Origin of the sequence: Thauera sp. 63 (assembly GCF_000310165.2) — a bacterium.
Lineage (GTDB): Bacteria > Pseudomonadota > Gammaproteobacteria > Burkholderiales > Rhodocyclaceae > Thauera > Thauera humireducens.
The window spans coordinates 1-15,159 of record NZ_AMXC01000023.1 but is presented as its reverse complement, the minus strand read 5'-3'; the positions used below and the strand labels follow the sequence as shown (position 1 = coordinate 15,159).

Genomic DNA, 15,159 nt, shown 5'->3' with positions numbered 1-15,159 from the left:
TTCAGCCCGAGAACAGGTCCGGTGCCTGCAAGGCGCCGAGAATCCGGCGCACCGGGGTCGGCAGTGCGGCCTCGTCTGCGCCGGCAAGCGGCTGCCACAGCAGGGCGGGCTCATCCGCCAGGGTCTGCGGCGCTGCATTCGCGGTGGCCTGCAGTCGGATCGGCTCGATGTCGAGCACGAAATGGGTGAACGCATGCGTCAGCGGGGCCAACGGCTGCGGCGCCGCGCAGGCGAGCCCGAAGCGCGCTGCAGCCCAGGCGCCCACGTCGGCCGCTTCGTCAGGGATCTCGGGCAGGGCCAGCAGTCCGCCCCAGATCCCGGTCGGCGGCCGACGCTCCAGCAGCACCCGGTCCTCGTGCGTGATGACCGCAAAGCGTGCCTGGCGGCGCGGCACGACTTTCTTCGGCCGCGGCGTCGGTAGCTCGGCGACGCGGTTCTCGCGGCGCGCGACACAGTCGTCGGCGAAGGGGCAGCGGCTGCAGGCCGGCTTGCCGCGCGTGCAGAGGGTGGCGCCGAGGTCCATCTGGGCCTGGATGTAGCGTCCGACCTCATGCTCGGGCAGCAGCGATTCCGCCAGCGTCCACAGGCGGTTCTCGACCGCCTTCTCGCCAGGGAACCCCTCCACGCCGAAAATGCGGCACAGCACGCGCTTGACGTTGCCGTCGAGGATGGCGGCGCGCTCGCCATAGGCGAAGGCGGCGATGGCGGCGGCAGTCGAGCGCCCGATGCCCGGCAGGCCGGCGATCTCCGCCGCGCTGCGCGGAAAGGCCCCGCCGTGTGCCTCGACGATCGTGCATGCCGCGCGATGCAGGTTGCGGGCGCGCGCGTAGTAGCCGAGGCCGCTCCACAGGGCCATCACGTCTTCCACTGGCGCCGCCGCGAGGCTGGCAACATCCGGGAAGCGCGCGAGGAAGCGCTGGTAGTAGGGGATGACGGTGTCGACCTGGGTCTGCTGCAGCATGATCTCTGACAGCCAGATGCGGTACGGGTCGTGTCCGCCCTGCCAGGGCAGGTCATGGCGCCCGTGGTGGCGCTGCCAGGCGATCAGGCGGTCGGCGAAATCACTCATGTCACGGTTTTTCCTGCGTTTTTTGTGATGAATCAGGGCGCCCACCCTCGACGTAGGTTCCTCGTGCGGCCATAATCCGCGCCTTCGTTCGTATTACTACAGGCGCGGATCCCACCGCGACGACGCCCCCATGACCCAGCAGACGCTCTCCGGCGAGGACTTCTCCCGCCGTTTCCGCAACGCCCTCGGCATGTTCGCGACCGGCATCACGGTGGTGACCACGCGCACGCCGGCCGGCGAACCGATCGGCCTGACGGTGAATTCGTTCAACTCCGTGTCGCTCGATCCGCCGCTGATCGTGTGGAGCCTCGCCAACGATCTGCCGAGCCGGCCGCTGTTCGAGGGCTGCGAATACTACGCGATCAACGTGCTGGCCGAAGACCAGATGGAACTGTCGCAACGCTTCGCCAGCCGCAACGGCGAGCGCTTCGCCGGGCTGGAGGTCGAGGTCGGGCAGGGCGGGGTGCCCTTGCTCAAGGGCTGCTGCGCGCGCTTCGTGTGCCGCAACACCGTGCGTCACGACGGCGGCGACCACATCGTGTTCATCAGCGAAGTGGTCGATTTCGATCGCGAGGAGCGCCTGCCCCTGCTGTACTTCGGTGGCGCCTATCGCCGCGTCGCCGACTGACCGGGCGCGCCGCGTTCAGGCGCGCTTGCGGCCCTTGCCCGTGTCCTCGACCAGCTCGATGCGATAGGGCAGCGACGGGTCCAGCGCCAGCGCCAGCAATGACAGGCGGCGCATCGCGGCCTCCGGGCTTTCGTCGATGCTGCTGCAGGCTTCGCGGCAGAAGGCGCCTTCCGGATGGAGGTTCCATGCCGCCGCGGGCACGATGCGACAGTCGGCGATGCGTCCCGCCTCCATCCTGACCCAGCACAACAGCACGCCGCGCGCCGTGCTGGCGCGGGCCATGCCGACGCCCGGACCCGCCGCTGCCGCATCGAGCAGCGGGGGAACTTCGTCAGTCAGCGGATAACGCATGCGACTGGCGCAGTCGGCCAGGTCGATGATCTTCGAGAACAGACGCGCCGACAGCCGGTGGCCGCGGTCCAGCAGCAGGCGCACCAGCGGCGAGGCGGCATGCCGTGCCAGCGGGCCCGTCTCTGCCGGTTCGCCGGCGAAGGTCGGATGGGCGACAAATTCGTCCGACGGCCACGGCCCGATCGTCGCCACCCAGGCGGCGGCGGTCTGCGTGCCGAGGATGGCAACGCCGCGTCCCGCGCTGGGCTGCGAGGGGCCGAGCTCGATCATGTCGCGCAACACGGCGCCGAGGATGCTGCCGGTGTCCGCCCGCTCGATGAACTCGGCGAGGTTGTGCGGCATGCGGATGCGGTTGAAGAAGCCGGCCAGCATCTCGCGCGCCACCAGATCAAGCACGTCGCCGCCGAGTTCGAAGAACGAGGCGGCGTCCGTTTTCGTCCTCAGGCGGCGATGGAATTCGTTGTAGCGGCTATGGCGCGCATCATGTCCGAGCGCTTGGGGCCATTCGATCAGGAGCCGGTGCAGATGCGTGCCGGCCGCCTCGGCCGCCAGTTCGCGCTCGATGGCGACGAGCGTGGCGTGGTCCGGCGGGGCGTCGCCCATGGCGGCGGCACAGGCCTGGCCAAGCGCCAGCGCATGGGCGCGCGGGCTGTGCGTCGCGTGGGCGGCGAGGGTGTCGATCGCAGCGGCCGGATCGAGTCCGATGAGAAGACGACTGCGGGCAGCCGCGCCGGGCATGGCCACCGTCGTCCTGACGATGCGGTTGGCGCGGCGGTGTGCGGTGATGCGGACAACGCCTTCGTCGTCGGCGGATGGTTGCTGCTGCATTACGGCCCTCGGGCACGGGTTCCTTCGTGCTGCAAGGATAGCGCGGAAGTTGGCGGCACATGCAGCCCGTGCGGCCTTTGATTCTGGGGTCGGCGCCGCAGTACCGGAGACGCCTTATGCCACACGTCACGCCAGCGTGTTACGAAATGCCCCACAAGCCGCGACGGTGCTAGAATCCGCCGCGTAGATCGGACTCTCCAGAACACTCCACTCACACCAATCGAGGAAAAGCATGAACAAAGGTGAATTCGTCGAAGCACTGGCTGACCGTATGGACGTTTCCCGCGCACAGGCTGATCGCGCGCTGTCCGCCGTGCTCGACATCATCGCCGAGCAGCTCGGCAAGGGCGAGAAGGTTGCGTTCACCGGCTTCGGCTCGTTCGAAGTCTCGAAGCGCGCTGCCCGTACCGGCCGTAATCCGCAGACCGGCGCGACCATCGAGATCGCTGCGTCGAGCGTGCCCAAGTTCACCGCTGGCGCCACGCTCAAGGCTGCGGTCAACAAGTAAGCAAGCACGTAAGTCGGGCGGGGCGTCGCCCCTTCCAGAGCGGGTCGGTGCCTGGGGCGCCAACCCGCTTTTTATTTTTGGTCAAGCACTTTTCTCAAGATTTCAGCGACAGCGGCGGCGAAAGTCGATATACTCCGCCTCGTTGTGCAATGCAGCAGCAGGGCCATAGCGGTTTTTGGCGCGGACAAGGATGCCCGCCAGCCCGGTCCGAGGGACTGTAACCACAGCCCCATCGCCCCCGACCTCCCGCCGAACCCCATACGTTCTTCCGAGCGTCTGGCATCGTGACAACCGGTTGGTGCCGATGCGCGGTCTACCAGGCTTTTCCGAAGGCCGACGAGACCAGCCACGCCCATCGCGCGTTTGTCGCCCTTGCGATCCCGCTTCCGTTCCGGACGATCCGGTACGGCGCGGCGCGATGCCATTGAGGCCCACTCCAGGGCCCGAACCCGTCCGGCCCTCGCTTCGATCGAGGCCGGCGTGCAAGACACAGGAAGAATCACATGACTTTCCAGAGCCTCGGCCTCGCCGCAGAACTCCTCAAGGCCGTTGAACAGACCGGCTACACCACGCCGACCCCGGTGCAGATGCAGGCCATTCCCGCCGCCATCGCCGGTCGCGACCTGCTGGTGTCGAGCCACACCGGTAGCGGCAAGACCGCTGCCTTCACGCTCCCCGCGCTGCACAAGATCATCGATCGCCGTCCTGCCCAGGGCAGCGGCCCGCGCGTGCTGGTGCTGACCCCGACCCGCGAACTGGCTCAGCAGGTCGAGAAGGCCGTTCAGACCTATGGCAAGGCCTTGCGCTGGCTCAACACCGCCTGCCTCGTCGGCGGTGCGCCGATGTTCGCCCAGATCAAGCAGCTGCAGCGCCAGTGCGACGTCGTCGTCGCCACGCCGGGCCGTCTGCTTGACCACCTGACCCGTCGCAAGATCAAGTTGTCCGATGTCGAGGTGCTGATCCTCGACGAGGCCGACCGCATGCTCGACATGGGTTTCGCCGAAGACATCGATGCCATCGTCGCCGCCACCCCGGCCAAGCGCCAGACCCTGCTGTTCTCGGCCACGCTGGACGGCGTGGTGGGCAGCATGGCCACCCGCATGACCCGCGACCCGCAGCGCATCGAGATCGAAGTGGCTCAGGAAGACCGCGGCCAGATCGAGCAGCGTCTGATGTTCGCCGATGACCTTGGCCACAAGAGCCGCCTGCTCCACGCCCTGCTCGGCGAGGAGGGGATGAACCAGGCCGTGGTCTTCACCGCCACCAAGCGCAGCGCCGACGAACTGTCGCTGTCGCTGCAGGAAAAAGGCATCGCCGCGGCCGCGCTGCATGGTGACATGCACCAGACCCAGCGTAACCGCACCCTCGATCGCCTGCGCCAGGGCCGCATCGGCGTGCTGGTGGCAACCGACGTCGCCGCGCGCGGCATCGACGTCGCCGGCATCAGCCATGTCATCAACTTCGATCCGCCGCGCCAGGCCGAGGATTACGTGCACCGCATCGGCCGTACCGGTCGTGCCGGTCGCGACGGCGTCGCGATCACCTTGTCGGGCCCGCGCGAAACCGGACTGATCCGTGCCATCGAACGCTTCACCGGCGGCCGTCTGGAAGTTCACACCATCCCCGGCATGGAGCCCTCGCCGCGCAAGCCGGCGGGCCCGCGTCCTGCTGGCAACGGCGGTCGTCGCTTCGGCAGCGGCGGCGGCTTCGGCCGTCCGGGCGGTGACAGTCGTCGCGCCGGCGGTTTCAGCCGTGACGGTCATCCGTCGCGTAGCGAACGCAGCCACGGCGACCGTCGCTCGCGCGGCTGACCGAGTCTTGACGCCGGCCGGTTCGCCGGCCTCGTGAACCGTCACGGCCCCCTTCAGCGCATCCGCTGTCGGGGGCCGTGGGCCGTCTACGGTCTCACCCGCCGCGGCTCAGTCCGGAATGGCTGCGCCGTTGGCCACCACGACCGCGAACAGGTCGGCGAGTGCAGCCAGTGCGGCGGACTGCAGGGTCGCCGCTTCGATGACGCTGCCGTCGGGCGCGGGCAGCGCGCGTGTGGCCGTAGCGGCGGCAGGGACGGTCACCGCGTAGCCGAGGTTGAAGGCGCCGCGCGCGGTGGAGTTGATGCACATGTGGGTCATGAAGCCCACGATGACGAGGTTCTTCACCCCCGCTGCCTTGAGATGTCCGTCGAGTTCGGTGCCGACGAAGGAGTTCGGATAATGCTTGACCACCACCGGCTCGCCGACAACCGGTGCCACCTTGTCGGCGATCGCGCCGCATTCGGCCTTTGGGTCGTAGGGCGACCCGGGGCCGGCATCGTGCTGGATGTGCACCACCGGCACCCTCAGCGCGCGGGCGCGGGCGAGCAGCCGTGCGCATTCATCGAGTGCCGGCTCCACACCGGTGAGTTGCATGACGCCGCTGCGGTAGGTGTTCTGGGCGTCGACGATGATCAGGGCGGACTCGGACAGGCGGGCTGGTGCGACAGGCAGGCCGGACAAGTGGCGCAGGGTGGGCGATGCGGTGCTCATGGGCAGGATCCTCGCGAGGTCATGGAACGTGCCATGAGACTACATCCCGCCGTGTGCCAGCGTAAATGTGCGGCGATGCGCTATGCTGCTGTAAATTTGCAGGTTCTGCGCACATGAACTGGGACGATCTGCGTTTTCTCGTCACGCTTGGCAGGGAGGGCACGCTGGCCGCGGCTGCGCGTCAGCTTGGCGTGGACCAGACCACCGTCGCCCGCCGCCTGCGCACACTCGAGCAGGATCTGGGCACGCCGCTGTTCGAGCGCAACGACGGCCTGTGGCGGCCCACGGCGGTCGGTGGCCGGGTGCTGGAGCGGGCGGGGCGCATCGAGGAAGACGTGGCCGGGATCAGCCGCCTGGCCGAGGCCGGCGCCGCTGCGGTCGGCGGCGTGGTGCGGATCACCGCGGTCGGCGCCTTCATTGGCGACTGGCTGGTGCCGCGCCTGCCCGGCCTCTACACCCGCCACCCGGAACTCTGCGTGGATCTCGTCGCCAGCAACGACAACCTCAATGTCGCCCGCCGCGAGGCCGACATCGCCATCCGCCTGGCGCGCCCTGCGAGTGGTGACCTCCTGATCCGCAAGCTGGCGGACGTGGGCTTCGCGCTCTATGGGGCGGCGCGCGGAGACCTGCAGGTCAGTGCCGGCGACTGGGTGGCATACAACGAGGATCTGGCATATACGCCGGAGATGCGGCGCCTGCAGGCCATGCTCGGCAGTGGCCGTATCCGGCTGCGTGCCAACAGCGTGCGCGGGCTGGCCAGGGCCGTGGCGGACGGCGTCGGGCAGGGCCTGCTGCCCTGTTTCCTGGCCGACCCGGACCCGCGCCTGGCCCGCCTGTCCGGACCGCACCCGGTTCTGAGCCGGGAACTCTGGATGCTGATCCATCCGGATGCGCGCCCCCTGCCCCGAGTGGCTGCAACGGCGGACTGGCTGGTGGCGTGCTTTGGCGAGGAGGCCGGGCGGCTGTCGGGAGTCCTGGTGCGTCCATAGCCGGGGACGAAACCGGCGCCGCGCCCGGGCCTCAGAGCATGCTGTCGAGGAAGGCGCGCGTGCGCGGATGCTGCGGGCTGGCGAAGAACGCCGCCGCCGGCTGGGACTCGATCAGCTCGCCGCCGTCCATGAATACCACCCGGCTCGCCACCTCGCGCGCAAAACCCATCTCGTGCGTCACCACCAGCATGGTCATGTGCTCGTCGGCGAGCTGGCGCATGGTGCGCAGGACCTCTCCGGTCAGCTCCGGGTCGAGCGCCGAAGTGGGCTCGTCGAACAGCATGATGTCCGGCTCCATGGCCAGCGCGCGCGCGATCGCCACGCGCTGTTTCTGGCCTCCGGACAGTCGCGACGGGTAGGCGTCGCGCTTGTCGAACAGGCCGACCTTGCGCAGCAGTTCCTCGGCCGTCGGCAGGATCGCCTCGCGCTTGAGGCCCTTGACCGTGACCGGTGCCTCGATGACGTTCTGCAGCACCGTCATGTGCGGGAACAGGTTGAAGTGCTGGAACACCATGCCCATGCGGCGGCAGATGCGACGCACCTCGGCCTCGGCGACGTAGTGTGCGTGGCCGCTGGCGTCGTTGTCGGCGAGCACGTCGCCCTCGATCACCAGCCGGCCGCTGTCGATGGTTTCCAGATGGTTCAGGCAGCGCAGGAAGGTGCTCTTGCCCGAGCCCGACGGGCCGATCACCGCCACCACCTCGCCCTTGGCGAGCGTCAGCGACACGCCCTTGAGGACCTCGTGCGTGCCGAAGCGCTTGCGGATGCCTTCGGCGAGAATCATCGGTTCGGGCATCGGTGTGCTCATCGCTGCGGCCTCAGTCATAGACGGCATGGCGTTTCTCCAGGCGCTGGAACAGCCAGGTCAGCACCAGCGTCATCAGCAGGTAGAAGCCGGCGGCAACGATGAAGGGCGTGATCGTGAAGTCGCGCTGCACGATGCCGCGCGCTGCGCGCAGCAGGTCGTTGAGCGCGAGCACGTAGATCAGCGAGGTGTCCTTGACCAGGGTGATGGTCTCGTTGCTCATCGGCGGCAGGATGCGCTTGACCACCTGCGGCAGCACGATGCGGCGCATGGTCTGGCCGTAGGAAAAACCGAGCACCTTGGCGCCTTCGTACTGGCCCCGGTCGATCGACTGGATGCCGGCGCGGAAGATCTCGGCGAAATAGGCGGCGTAGTTCAGCGCGAAGGCCACGATCGCCGCCGGGAAGTCCGGCAGGCGGATGCCGATCACCGGCACGAAGGGCAGCGCGAAGTAGATGAACAGCAGCTGCAGCATCAGCGGCGTGCCGCGCATCAGCCAGATGTAGCCATTGACCGCCTGACTGGCGACAGTGAAGCGCGAGATGCGGATCAGCGCCAGCGCGAGGCCGAGCGGCACCGCCAGCGCGAGCGTGATGAAGAAGAGCTTGAGCGTGACCAGCGAGCCCTCGGCGAGCGGGCCGAGGATGCTGAGGATGTAGTCCATGAGCGGACTCCGGGCAGGGCGCGCGGGGCGCGAAGCCGGCGGGGCGGAGAGCCCGGTCGCGAGGGCCGCAGGGGCGATCGCGGCGCCGGCAAAAAATGCGGCGCCGTGTCAGGCGCCGTACAGCGTCGGAGGGGGGCAGGCGTGCCGGGGTGGCCCCGCCTGCACGGTCCCGGGCCGGCTTACTTGATGATGTCCTTGCCGAACCACTCGGTCGAGATGCGTCCGGCGCTGCCGTCGGCCTTCATGTCGTCCATCGCCTTCTGCAGCCTGGCCAGCAGCTCGGTGTCGTCCTTGCGGGTACCGACGCCGTACTCTTCGGTGCCGAAGTGGTCGTCCAGCACGAGGTACTCGCCGGGCTTCTTCGCGGTGTAGTAGCGGCCCACGACTTCGTCCAGCACCACGGCGTCGAGGCGGCCGGTGGTCAGGTCCATCAGCGCGGTGACGTTGTCGCCGAACTTCTTCAGCTCCTTGAACGAGGTGGCGACCGGGTCCTTCTGCACCGCGTCGATCGCGCTGCTGCCGTCCTGGATGCCGATGACCTTGCCGGCGAGGTCGGCCTTGGTCTTCACCGCCGAGTTGGCCGGGACCACGATGATCTGGTGGTTTTCCATGTAGGCGGTGGTGAAGCCGATGTTCTTCTTGCGCTCTTCGGTGATGGTGAGGCCGTTCCACAGCGCATCGACGCGCTTGCCGTTGAGCTCGGCTTCCTTTGCGCTCCAGTCGATCGGCTTGAACTCGACTTCGGCGCCGAGGCGCTTGGCCGCTTCCTTCGCCAGATCGATGTCGAAGCCCACGAGTTCATTCTTCTCGTTGCGGAAGCCCATCGGCGGGAAGTTGTCGTCCAGGCCGATGACGATCTTCGTCGGGGCGGCGGGCGCCGGTGCGGCGGCTTGGGGGGACGGCGCGGATTCGTTCTTGCCGCAGCCGGTGAGCAGGGCGCCGGCGGTGAGGGAGAGCACGAGCAGCGAGGAAAGTTTCTTCATGGTTTTGCCTGGGCGGGTGAAGAAGGCGCGCAGGATGGGCACGCCGGACTGCGGCACCGCGGGTGGCGGTGCCAAAGGCGTGATTCTCGCCGCGATGCGGCAACTGAGCAACCTTGCTGGCGCCCGGTGCAGGCGTCTACTCGCCGCGGATCGACTGCATGCGCGTGCGCCAGTCGGGCCTCGCGTCCCGCCCGTCATTGTCCCGCTCGCGATCGCGTATCGCACGCACGGCGTCCCGCCGGTCGTCCCGCTCGTCCCGCCGCGTCTCGCGGCGTTCGCCCGCGGTGACTGGCTCGTCGCTGCGGTTGCGGAGGCTGCGCGGCACCACCGGCAGACGTCCTTCGATGCGCTCTGGCCGGGTGTCCTCCAGACGATCGCGGTGCCGGTCATTCACAAAGCGCTCGCGGGGGCTGGGTTGCGGACGGTCACGGTCGCGGTCGCCGTCGTGATCGCGGTCGCGTACGCGATCACGATCTCGATCATGGTCGCGACGTTCCTCGCGCCAGTGAGACCGGCGATCGTCGTCGCGGTCCCGGTCGCGATCGCGCACGATCGGTCGCGGATGCGCATGCGGCGGCCGCCAGTAGCCGGGTACCCATACCTGACGTGCACCGACCCGGTTCCAGTAGCCGTCCATCCAGATGTAGCCGGCACCGGGCGGATAGCCGCGATACTCCACGCGTGGCGTCGAGGTGATGATCACCGTTTCGTCGCCGTAGCCGTAGTAGTCCCGGTGCTCACGAACCTCGTAGCGCTCGGCGGGCACGACCGCGCAGCCGCCAAGCAGCAGGCTGGCGGCAAGGCCGAGGGGCCACAGTCGGTGAGGGAATCGCATCGCATCGTCCTTTGCATGTCGGCTGGAGGCGGGCGCCGGGGCGATTGCCCCGGTCACCCGGTCCAAGCTTCCCTGCTGTCTCGGATTGAACAATAGGCCGACTCGTTGCCCTTGTGTGTGTCGCGCGGTAATGAGTTGTAAGGCGGCATGACGCGGCCCCGCCTGGGAACGGGAAGGTGGCCGGGTTGCCCGTCGGCAGCCGGTTTCAGCATATCCGCGGCAGCTGCTCGCCGGACAGCCAGTCCACCATCCGCCATCCGCCGACGCTGGTGCGGATCTGCACGAAATGCTGTGGGTCGGAGGTGGCCGTGCCGATGCGCGCCGCCTCGGCGCCGAGCGGATGCGCGCGCATGGCCGCGAGCAGGGCGTCGGCGTGCTCGGGCGCACACAGTGCAACCAGCTTGCCCTCGTTGGCGACGCAGAGCGGATCGAGCCCGAGCAGCTCGCAGGCTGCCCGCACCGGCGGCGATACCGGGATCGCCTCCTCGTCGAGTTCCATGCCCACGCCCGATTGCGCGGCGATCTCGTTCAGCGTGCTTGCCAGGCCGCCGCGCGTGGGGTCGCGCAGCACGCGGATCGCGTCGGCGGGCACGGCCGCGTAGAGCGCCTCGACCAAGCCGTTGAGCGCCGCGCTGTCGGAGACGATTTCGGACTCGAAGGCGAGCGATTCGCGCTGCGCCATGATGGCCATGCCGTGCTCGCCGAGGCGTCCGGACACCAGCACCACATCACCCGGCCGTGCCCGTGCGCCGCCTGGATCGCGTCCGGCGGGCAGTGCGCCGACCCCGGTCGTGGTGATGAACACGCCGTCGCCCTTGCCCTGCTCGACGACCTTGGTGTCGCCGGTCACGACCAGGACGCCGGCCGTGCGCGCGGCAGCGGCCATGGATTCGACGATGCGGGCGAGATCGGCCAGCGGAAAGCCTTCCTCGAGAATGAAACTGGCGGCCAGATACAGCGGACGGGCGCCCATCACCGCGAGATCGTTTACCGTGCCATGCACCGACAGGCTGCCGATGTCGCCGCCGGGGAAGAACAGCGGGCTCACCACGTGCGCGTCGGTCGACATCACCAGGCGTTCGCCCGGACCCGGGGCGGGCAGCACCGCGCCGTCATCGCCGCGTCCCAGATAGTCGTTGGCAAAGGCGCGCGCGAACAGTTCGGCGATGAGATGCGCCATCGCGCGCCCGCCAGCGCCGAAGGCGAGGTCGACGCGGCCCGTGCGCAGGTCCAGCGGGCGGGCGTAGCCGGGTTTGACGGCGCTCATGCGGTGTCCTGGTTCGCGGGCGTGAGGGTGTCGCTGACGCGCGGCGCCAGGTCGCGGAAGCGCCCGTAGGTGTAATGCGCGGCGCAAGCGCCTTCGGAGGACACCATGCACGAGCCCATCGGTGTTTCCGGCGTGCACACCGTGCCGAAGAGCTTGCAGTCGATGGGCGACTTCACCCCGCGCAGGATGGCGCCGCATTCGCAGGCCTTGTTGTCCGGCACGGGCGTGTAGCCGAGGTCGAACTTCGCTTCGGCATCCCAGGCCGCGAAGGCGGCACGGATGCGCAGCGCTGAATCCGGCAGCGTGCCGAGGCCGCGCCACTCGAAGCCGGGACGCGGCTCGAAGACCTCCGCGACTAGGAGTCTGCGCGGCAGAAGCCAAGCGTCGGTGAGTTAAGTCCTCCCGGGCGTTTCGGGGCCGGTAGACTGTCGAGATGACGAGCTATCTGCCCTATTGCCCGCAGCAGCAGATGCTGCTGCCCCAGGCGCTGCAGGAGTGGCTACCCGAAGGCCACTTGGCGTACTTCATCAGCGACGCGGTCGACGGGTTGGACCTGAGCGCGTTCCACGCCCGGTATGCCGGTGGCGGACCGCGCAACCAGCCGTTTCATCCGGCCATGATGGTCAAGGTGCTGCTGTATGCGTACGCCACGGGCGTGTTCAGTTCGCGCAAGATCGCGCGCAAGCTGCACGAGGATGTGGCGTTCCGGGTCCTGGCGGCAGACAACTTCCCGGCCCACCGCACGCTGAGCGACTTTCGCGCTGTCCATTTGAAGGAGCTGAGCGAGTTGTTCGTGCAGGTGGTACGACTGGCCCGCGAGATGGGGCTGGTCAAGCTCGGGACGGTGGCCATCGACGGCACCAAGGTCAAGGCAAACGCCAGCCGCCACAAGGCGATGAGTTACGGCCATATGGTGAAGGCGGAGGCCGAGTTGAAACGGCAGATCGAGGCGCTGCTCAATCGGGCCAAGGCCGCCGACGACGCCGAGCGGAACGAGCCCGAGCTGGATGTGCCGGCCGAGATCGCGCGGCGCGAGGCGCGGCTGACGGCGATTGCTGAAGCCCGGGCGCGGCTCGAGCAGCGCCAGCGCGAGGCCGATCAGGCGCGCGGGCGCAGCGACGATGACGACCGTCGCCCGCGCGGCGGTGACGGCAAACCGAAGGGCGGGCGCTACAAGCGCGACTTTGGAGTGCCCGAGGACAAGGCGCAGGAGAACTTCACGGATCCGGACAGCCGCATCATGAAGCGCGCCGGCGGCGGGTTCGATCCGAGCTACAACGCCCAGACGGCGGTCGACGAGACCGCCCACATCATCGTGGCGGCCGAACTGACCAACAACGCCAGCGACGCCGGGCAACTGGCGGGGGTACTGCAGGCCGTGCGCGACAACGTCGAACAACGACCGCGCCAGGCGCTGGCCGACACCGGCTACCGCTCGGAGCAAACGTTCCGGGAACTCGACGGGTGCGGGACCGAACTGGTGGTGGCGCTGGGCCGGGAAGGCAAGCGCCGACTCGGTTTCGACCGCGAACGCAATCCGCACACCGCACAGATGGCCGACAAGCTCGAGAGCGAGGCGGGCAAGAGCGCCTACCGAAAACGGAAATGGATCGCCGAACCGCCCAACGGCTGGATCAAGAACGTGTTGGGATTCCGGCAGTTCAGCCTGCGGGGCCTGGAGCGCGTCAAAGCGGAGTGGAAGCTCGTCTGTATGGCGCTGAACCTGCGCAGGATGAGCACATTGAGGACGGCATGACGGGAAAAGGGGGCAAACCTGTCCCCGTTGCCGTCCGGCATGCGCGCCGCGACGTCGCAAAGCAACTTAACCACGGCCTCAGTCTCTTGCCGCACCTCTCGGTTCGCCAATCGTTCTGCTAAAAAACACGCTCTGGAGTTCTGCCGCGCAGACTCCTAGGGCCTGGGCCTTGAGGTTGCCGTCGCGGGTGACGGCGCGGGTGAATTCGTTCTCCACGACGGCGCGGCCGGTGTTCACCTGGCGCAGCAGCATCAGGATGGCCTGCATGACGTCGAGCGGCTCGAAGCCGGCGATGACCACCGGCTTGCGGTAGGTCGCGGCGAAGGCCTCGTAGGGGCGGCTGCCGATGACTGTCGACACGTGGGCCGGGCCGACGAAGCCGTCGATCTGCACCGCCTGCGGGGCGATGCCGTCGGGCGGCTCGAGGATGGCGGCGATTGCTGCAGGCGTCAGCACGTGGTTGCAGATCACGCTGAAGTTGGCGAGTCCCTGTCGCGCTGCCTCGCGCAGCACCAGCGCGGTGGGCGGCGTGGTGGTCTCGAAGCCGATGGCGAAGAACACCACCTCGCGCCCGGGTTCGCGCCGGGCCAGTGCGAGCGCGTCGGCGGTGGAATACACCATGCGCACGTCGGCCCCATGGGCCTTCGCCTTCAGCAGCGACAGGCCGTCGGATGCGGGCACGCGCAGGCAGTCGCCGTAGGTGCACAGGATGACCTCGGGGCGCGACAGCGCGAGCCGGATCGCCATGTCAACGCGGCCGATCGGCAGCACGCAGACCGGGCAGCCGGGGCCGTGGATCATCCGCAGCGTGGGCGGCAGCAGGTCGGCGATGCCGTAGCGCGACAGCGTGTGCGTGTGGCCGCCGCAGAACTCCATGAAGGCGTAGTCACGGCCGGTGTCGGCCTCGTGCGCGATCGCGCGCGCCAGGCCGGCGGCGAGCGCCTGGTCGCGGAACTCGTCGATGTACTTCATCGCGTACTTCATCGCGGCGTGGCCCTGTCACCCTGCGCGCAGGATGTGGCCGGATCGAGCCCGGCCTCGGCAAACAGCGCCAGCGTCTGCGCGGCCTCCTCGGGATCGAGCTTCGTCAGTGCGTAGCCCACGTGCACGATGACGTAGTCGCCGACAGCGGCGCCGTCGATCAGCGCGAGCGAGATTTCCTTGCGCACGCCACCCAGCTCGACGCGGCACTGGTCGCCGTCGAGCAATTCGACGATGCGGGCGGGAAGGGCGAGGCACATGTTCAGGTTTCCTTGGCGGCGAGTTGGTGCAAGGCGACCCACGCCTGGCCCAGCGCGAGGCCGGCGTCGCCGGGCGACAGGCGTTGCGCGCCGAGCACCTCGCAGCCCACGGCCGGCAGGCTGGCGTGCAGCGCGGCCGACAGCAGGCGATTGTGCAGGCAACCGCCGGACAGCACCACCGTGTCGCAGCCCGTCAGGCGGCGTGCCGTGGCGACCCAGTCGGTGAGGGCGGCGGCCAGCGTGGCGTGGAAGCGGGCCGCGCCCCGCCCGGCATCGGGCGCGTCGGCGAGGCACAGCAGCAGGGGGTGCAGATCGAGCTGCAGCGTGAGGTCGGGCGGCAATTCGCCGACCGGTGGTGAGGCTTCGGATGACGGGCCGGCGGGGCCGTGCGTTGCCGTCGCCTGTGTGATCTGCCAGTCGGCCGGCGAGACGGGGGGCGCGGTGCTGCCGGCAGCGAGCCGTTCGAGCGCGACGGCGGCTTCGGCTTCCGTCTGCATCACTTCGCACAGCCCGAGCAGGGCGGCGGCGGCATCGAAATGGCGGCCGAGGCTGGACGTGGCCGGACACAGGGCCGGGCGCGCGAGGACCTGGCCGAGCAGCGCGGCCGCTGGGTGCCGGGAGAAGCGGCGTGCGATCTCGTCGCCGCGGCCGCAGGCGTGCAGCAGCGCGGCGGCCATGCGCCAGGGTTCGCGTGCCGCACGGTCGCCGCCCGG

The 15,159-nt window shown here is 68.9% G+C and carries 15 protein-coding genes and 2 pseudogenes; 5 read left to right on the top strand and 12 right to left on the bottom strand.

The features are described from left to right. Position 1 precedes the first annotated feature (1 nt). On the bottom strand, positions 2-1,069 hold the full coding sequence (mutY, locus tag C664_RS15580) for an A/G-specific adenine glycosylase (protein ID WP_004263640.1): 1,068 nt from the start codon (positions 1,067-1,069) through the stop codon (positions 2-4). Positions 1,070-1,199: 130 nt separating this feature from the next. Between mutY and C664_RS15575 the strand changes: the two genes are divergently transcribed. After that, the gene (locus C664_RS15575) at positions 1,200-1,697 is read left to right on the top strand and encodes a flavin reductase family protein (RefSeq protein WP_004263636.1); all 498 of its coding nucleotides are present in this window, start codon (positions 1,200-1,202) and stop codon (positions 1,695-1,697) included. A 15-nt stretch (positions 1,698-1,712) separates the two neighbouring features. Here the strand turns inward: C664_RS15575 and C664_RS15570 are convergent, their stop codons facing one another. Next, positions 1,713-2,876: a hypothetical protein gene (locus tag C664_RS15570; RefSeq protein ID WP_004263616.1), complete on the bottom strand. Its 1,164-nt coding sequence runs from the start codon at positions 2,874-2,876 to the stop codon at positions 1,713-1,715. A 187-nt stretch (positions 2,877-3,063) separates the two neighbouring features. Here C664_RS15570 and C664_RS15565 point away from each other — a divergent pair, with 187 nt between their 5' ends. Continuing rightward, a complete protein-coding gene (locus C664_RS15565) occupies positions 3,064-3,384 on the top strand; it encodes an HU family DNA-binding protein (RefSeq protein ID WP_269745301.1) in 321 nt (106 codons plus the stop codon). A 503-nt stretch (positions 3,385-3,887) separates the two neighbouring features. Beyond that, positions 3,888-5,195 carry a DEAD/DEAH box helicase gene (locus tag C664_RS15560; protein ID WP_004263610.1) on the top strand — a complete coding sequence of 436 codons (1,308 nt, stop codon included), beginning with the start codon at positions 3,888-3,890 and terminating at the stop codon, positions 5,193-5,195. 108 nt (positions 5,196-5,303) lie between these two features. Here C664_RS15560 and C664_RS15555 read toward each other — a convergent pair whose 3' ends face one another. Beyond that, on the bottom strand, positions 5,304-5,906 hold the full coding sequence (locus tag C664_RS15555) for a cysteine hydrolase family protein (protein ID WP_004263607.1): 603 nt from the start codon (positions 5,904-5,906) through the stop codon (positions 5,304-5,306). A 113-nt stretch (positions 5,907-6,019) separates the two neighbouring features. Between C664_RS15555 and C664_RS15550 the strand changes: the two genes are divergently transcribed. Further along, complete coding sequence (locus C664_RS15550) at positions 6,020-6,895, top strand: LysR family transcriptional regulator (protein WP_004263603.1); 876 nt, start codon at positions 6,020-6,022, stop codon at positions 6,893-6,895. 31 nt (positions 6,896-6,926) lie between these two features. Here C664_RS15550 and C664_RS15545 read toward each other — a convergent pair whose 3' ends face one another. The 6 genes and pseudogenes from C664_RS15545 to C664_RS20395 all read right to left on the bottom strand — a co-directional run. Further along, positions 6,927-7,679, bottom strand: a complete 753-nt coding sequence (locus tag C664_RS15545) for an amino acid ABC transporter ATP-binding protein (RefSeq protein WP_004263600.1) — start codon at positions 7,677-7,679, stop codon at positions 6,927-6,929. A 34-nt stretch (positions 7,680-7,713) separates the two neighbouring features. Further along, positions 7,714-8,364 (bottom strand): amino acid ABC transporter permease, encoded by a 651-nt coding sequence (locus C664_RS15540; RefSeq protein WP_004263598.1) that lies wholly within the window; start codon positions 8,362-8,364, stop codon positions 7,714-7,716. Between the two features lie 179 nt (positions 8,365-8,543). Next, positions 8,544-9,347 carry an amino acid ABC transporter substrate-binding protein gene (locus C664_RS15535; RefSeq protein WP_004263594.1) on the bottom strand — a complete coding sequence of 268 codons (804 nt, stop codon included), beginning with the start codon at positions 9,345-9,347 and terminating at the stop codon, positions 8,544-8,546. Between the two features lie 136 nt (positions 9,348-9,483). Next, positions 9,484-10,182, bottom strand: a complete 699-nt coding sequence (locus C664_RS15530) for a YXWGXW repeat-containing protein (protein WP_004263590.1) — start codon at positions 10,180-10,182, stop codon at positions 9,484-9,486. Positions 10,183-10,387: 205 nt separating this feature from the next. Further along, positions 10,388-11,449, bottom strand: coding sequence for a hydrogenase expression/formation protein HypE (gene hypE, locus C664_RS15525; RefSeq protein ID WP_004263586.1), 1,062 nt, complete (start codon positions 11,447-11,449; stop codon positions 10,388-10,390). Beyond that, positions 11,446-11,808 (bottom strand): annotated as a pseudogene (locus C664_RS20395) (hydrogenase formation protein HypD); the annotation flags it as partial. The gene hypE and the pseudogene C664_RS20395, both read right to left, overlap by 4 nt. A gap of 74 nt (positions 11,809-11,882) precedes the next feature. On the opposite strand from C664_RS20395, the gene C664_RS15515 reads away from it, so the two are divergent. Further along, positions 11,883-13,205, top strand: coding sequence for an IS1182 family transposase (locus tag C664_RS15515; RefSeq protein WP_004251208.1), 1,323 nt, complete (start codon positions 11,883-11,885; stop codon positions 13,203-13,205). A 105-nt stretch (positions 13,206-13,310) separates the two neighbouring features. On the opposite strand, the pseudogene hypD reads toward C664_RS15515, so the two are convergent. The 3 genes and pseudogenes from hypD to C664_RS15500 all read right to left on the bottom strand — a co-directional run. Beyond that, positions 13,311-14,177, bottom strand: a pseudogene (hypD, locus tag C664_RS15510) (hydrogenase formation protein HypD); the annotation flags it as partial. A gap of 8 nt (positions 14,178-14,185) precedes the next feature. Continuing rightward, positions 14,186-14,446: a HypC/HybG/HupF family hydrogenase formation chaperone gene (locus C664_RS15505; protein WP_004263578.1), complete on the bottom strand. Its 261-nt coding sequence runs from the start codon at positions 14,444-14,446 to the stop codon at positions 14,186-14,188. A 2-nt stretch (positions 14,447-14,448) separates the two neighbouring features. Beyond that, positions 14,449-15,159 (bottom strand): Kae1-like domain-containing protein (locus C664_RS15500; protein ID WP_004263575.1); only part of this gene is annotated, 711 nt, incomplete at its 5' end.

Coding starts and splice junctions, on each gene's coding strand:
- mutY (WP_004263640.1), bottom strand. CDS start 1,069: ATGAGTGATTTCGCCGACCGCCTGATCGCCTGGCAGCGCCACCACGGG.
- C664_RS15575 (WP_004263636.1), top strand. CDS start 1,200: ATGACCCAGCAGACGCTCTCCGGCGAGGACTTCTCCCGCCGTTTCCGC.
- C664_RS15570 (WP_004263616.1), bottom strand. CDS start 2,876: ATGCAGCAGCAACCATCCGCCGACGACGAAGGCGTTGTCCGCATCACC.
- C664_RS15560 (WP_004263610.1), top strand. CDS start 3,888: ATGACTTTCCAGAGCCTCGGCCTCGCCGCAGAACTCCTCAAGGCCGTT.
- C664_RS15555 (WP_004263607.1), bottom strand. CDS start 5,906: ATGAGCACCGCATCGCCCACCCTGCGCCACTTGTCCGGCCTGCCTGTC.
- C664_RS15550 (WP_004263603.1), top strand. CDS start 6,020: ATGAACTGGGACGATCTGCGTTTTCTCGTCACGCTTGGCAGGGAGGGC.
- C664_RS15545 (WP_004263600.1), bottom strand. CDS start 7,679: ATGATTCTCGCCGAAGGCATCCGCAAGCGCTTCGGCACGCACGAGGTC.
- C664_RS15540 (WP_004263598.1), bottom strand. CDS start 8,364: ATGGACTACATCCTCAGCATCCTCGGCCCGCTCGCCGAGGGCTCGCTG.
- C664_RS15535 (WP_004263594.1), bottom strand. CDS start 9,347: ATGAAGAAACTTTCCTCGCTGCTCGTGCTCTCCCTCACCGCCGGCGCC.
- C664_RS15530 (WP_004263590.1), bottom strand. CDS start 10,182: ATGCGATTCCCTCACCGACTGTGGCCCCTCGGCCTTGCCGCCAGCCTG.
- hypE (WP_004263586.1), bottom strand. CDS start 11,449: ATGAGCGCCGTCAAACCCGGCTACGCCCGCCCGCTGGACCTGCGCACG.
- C664_RS15515 (WP_004251208.1), top strand. CDS start 11,883: ATGACGAGCTATCTGCCCTATTGCCCGCAGCAGCAGATGCTGCTGCCC.
- C664_RS15505 (WP_004263578.1), bottom strand. CDS start 14,446: ATGTGCCTCGCCCTTCCCGCCCGCATCGTCGAATTGCTCGACGGCGAC.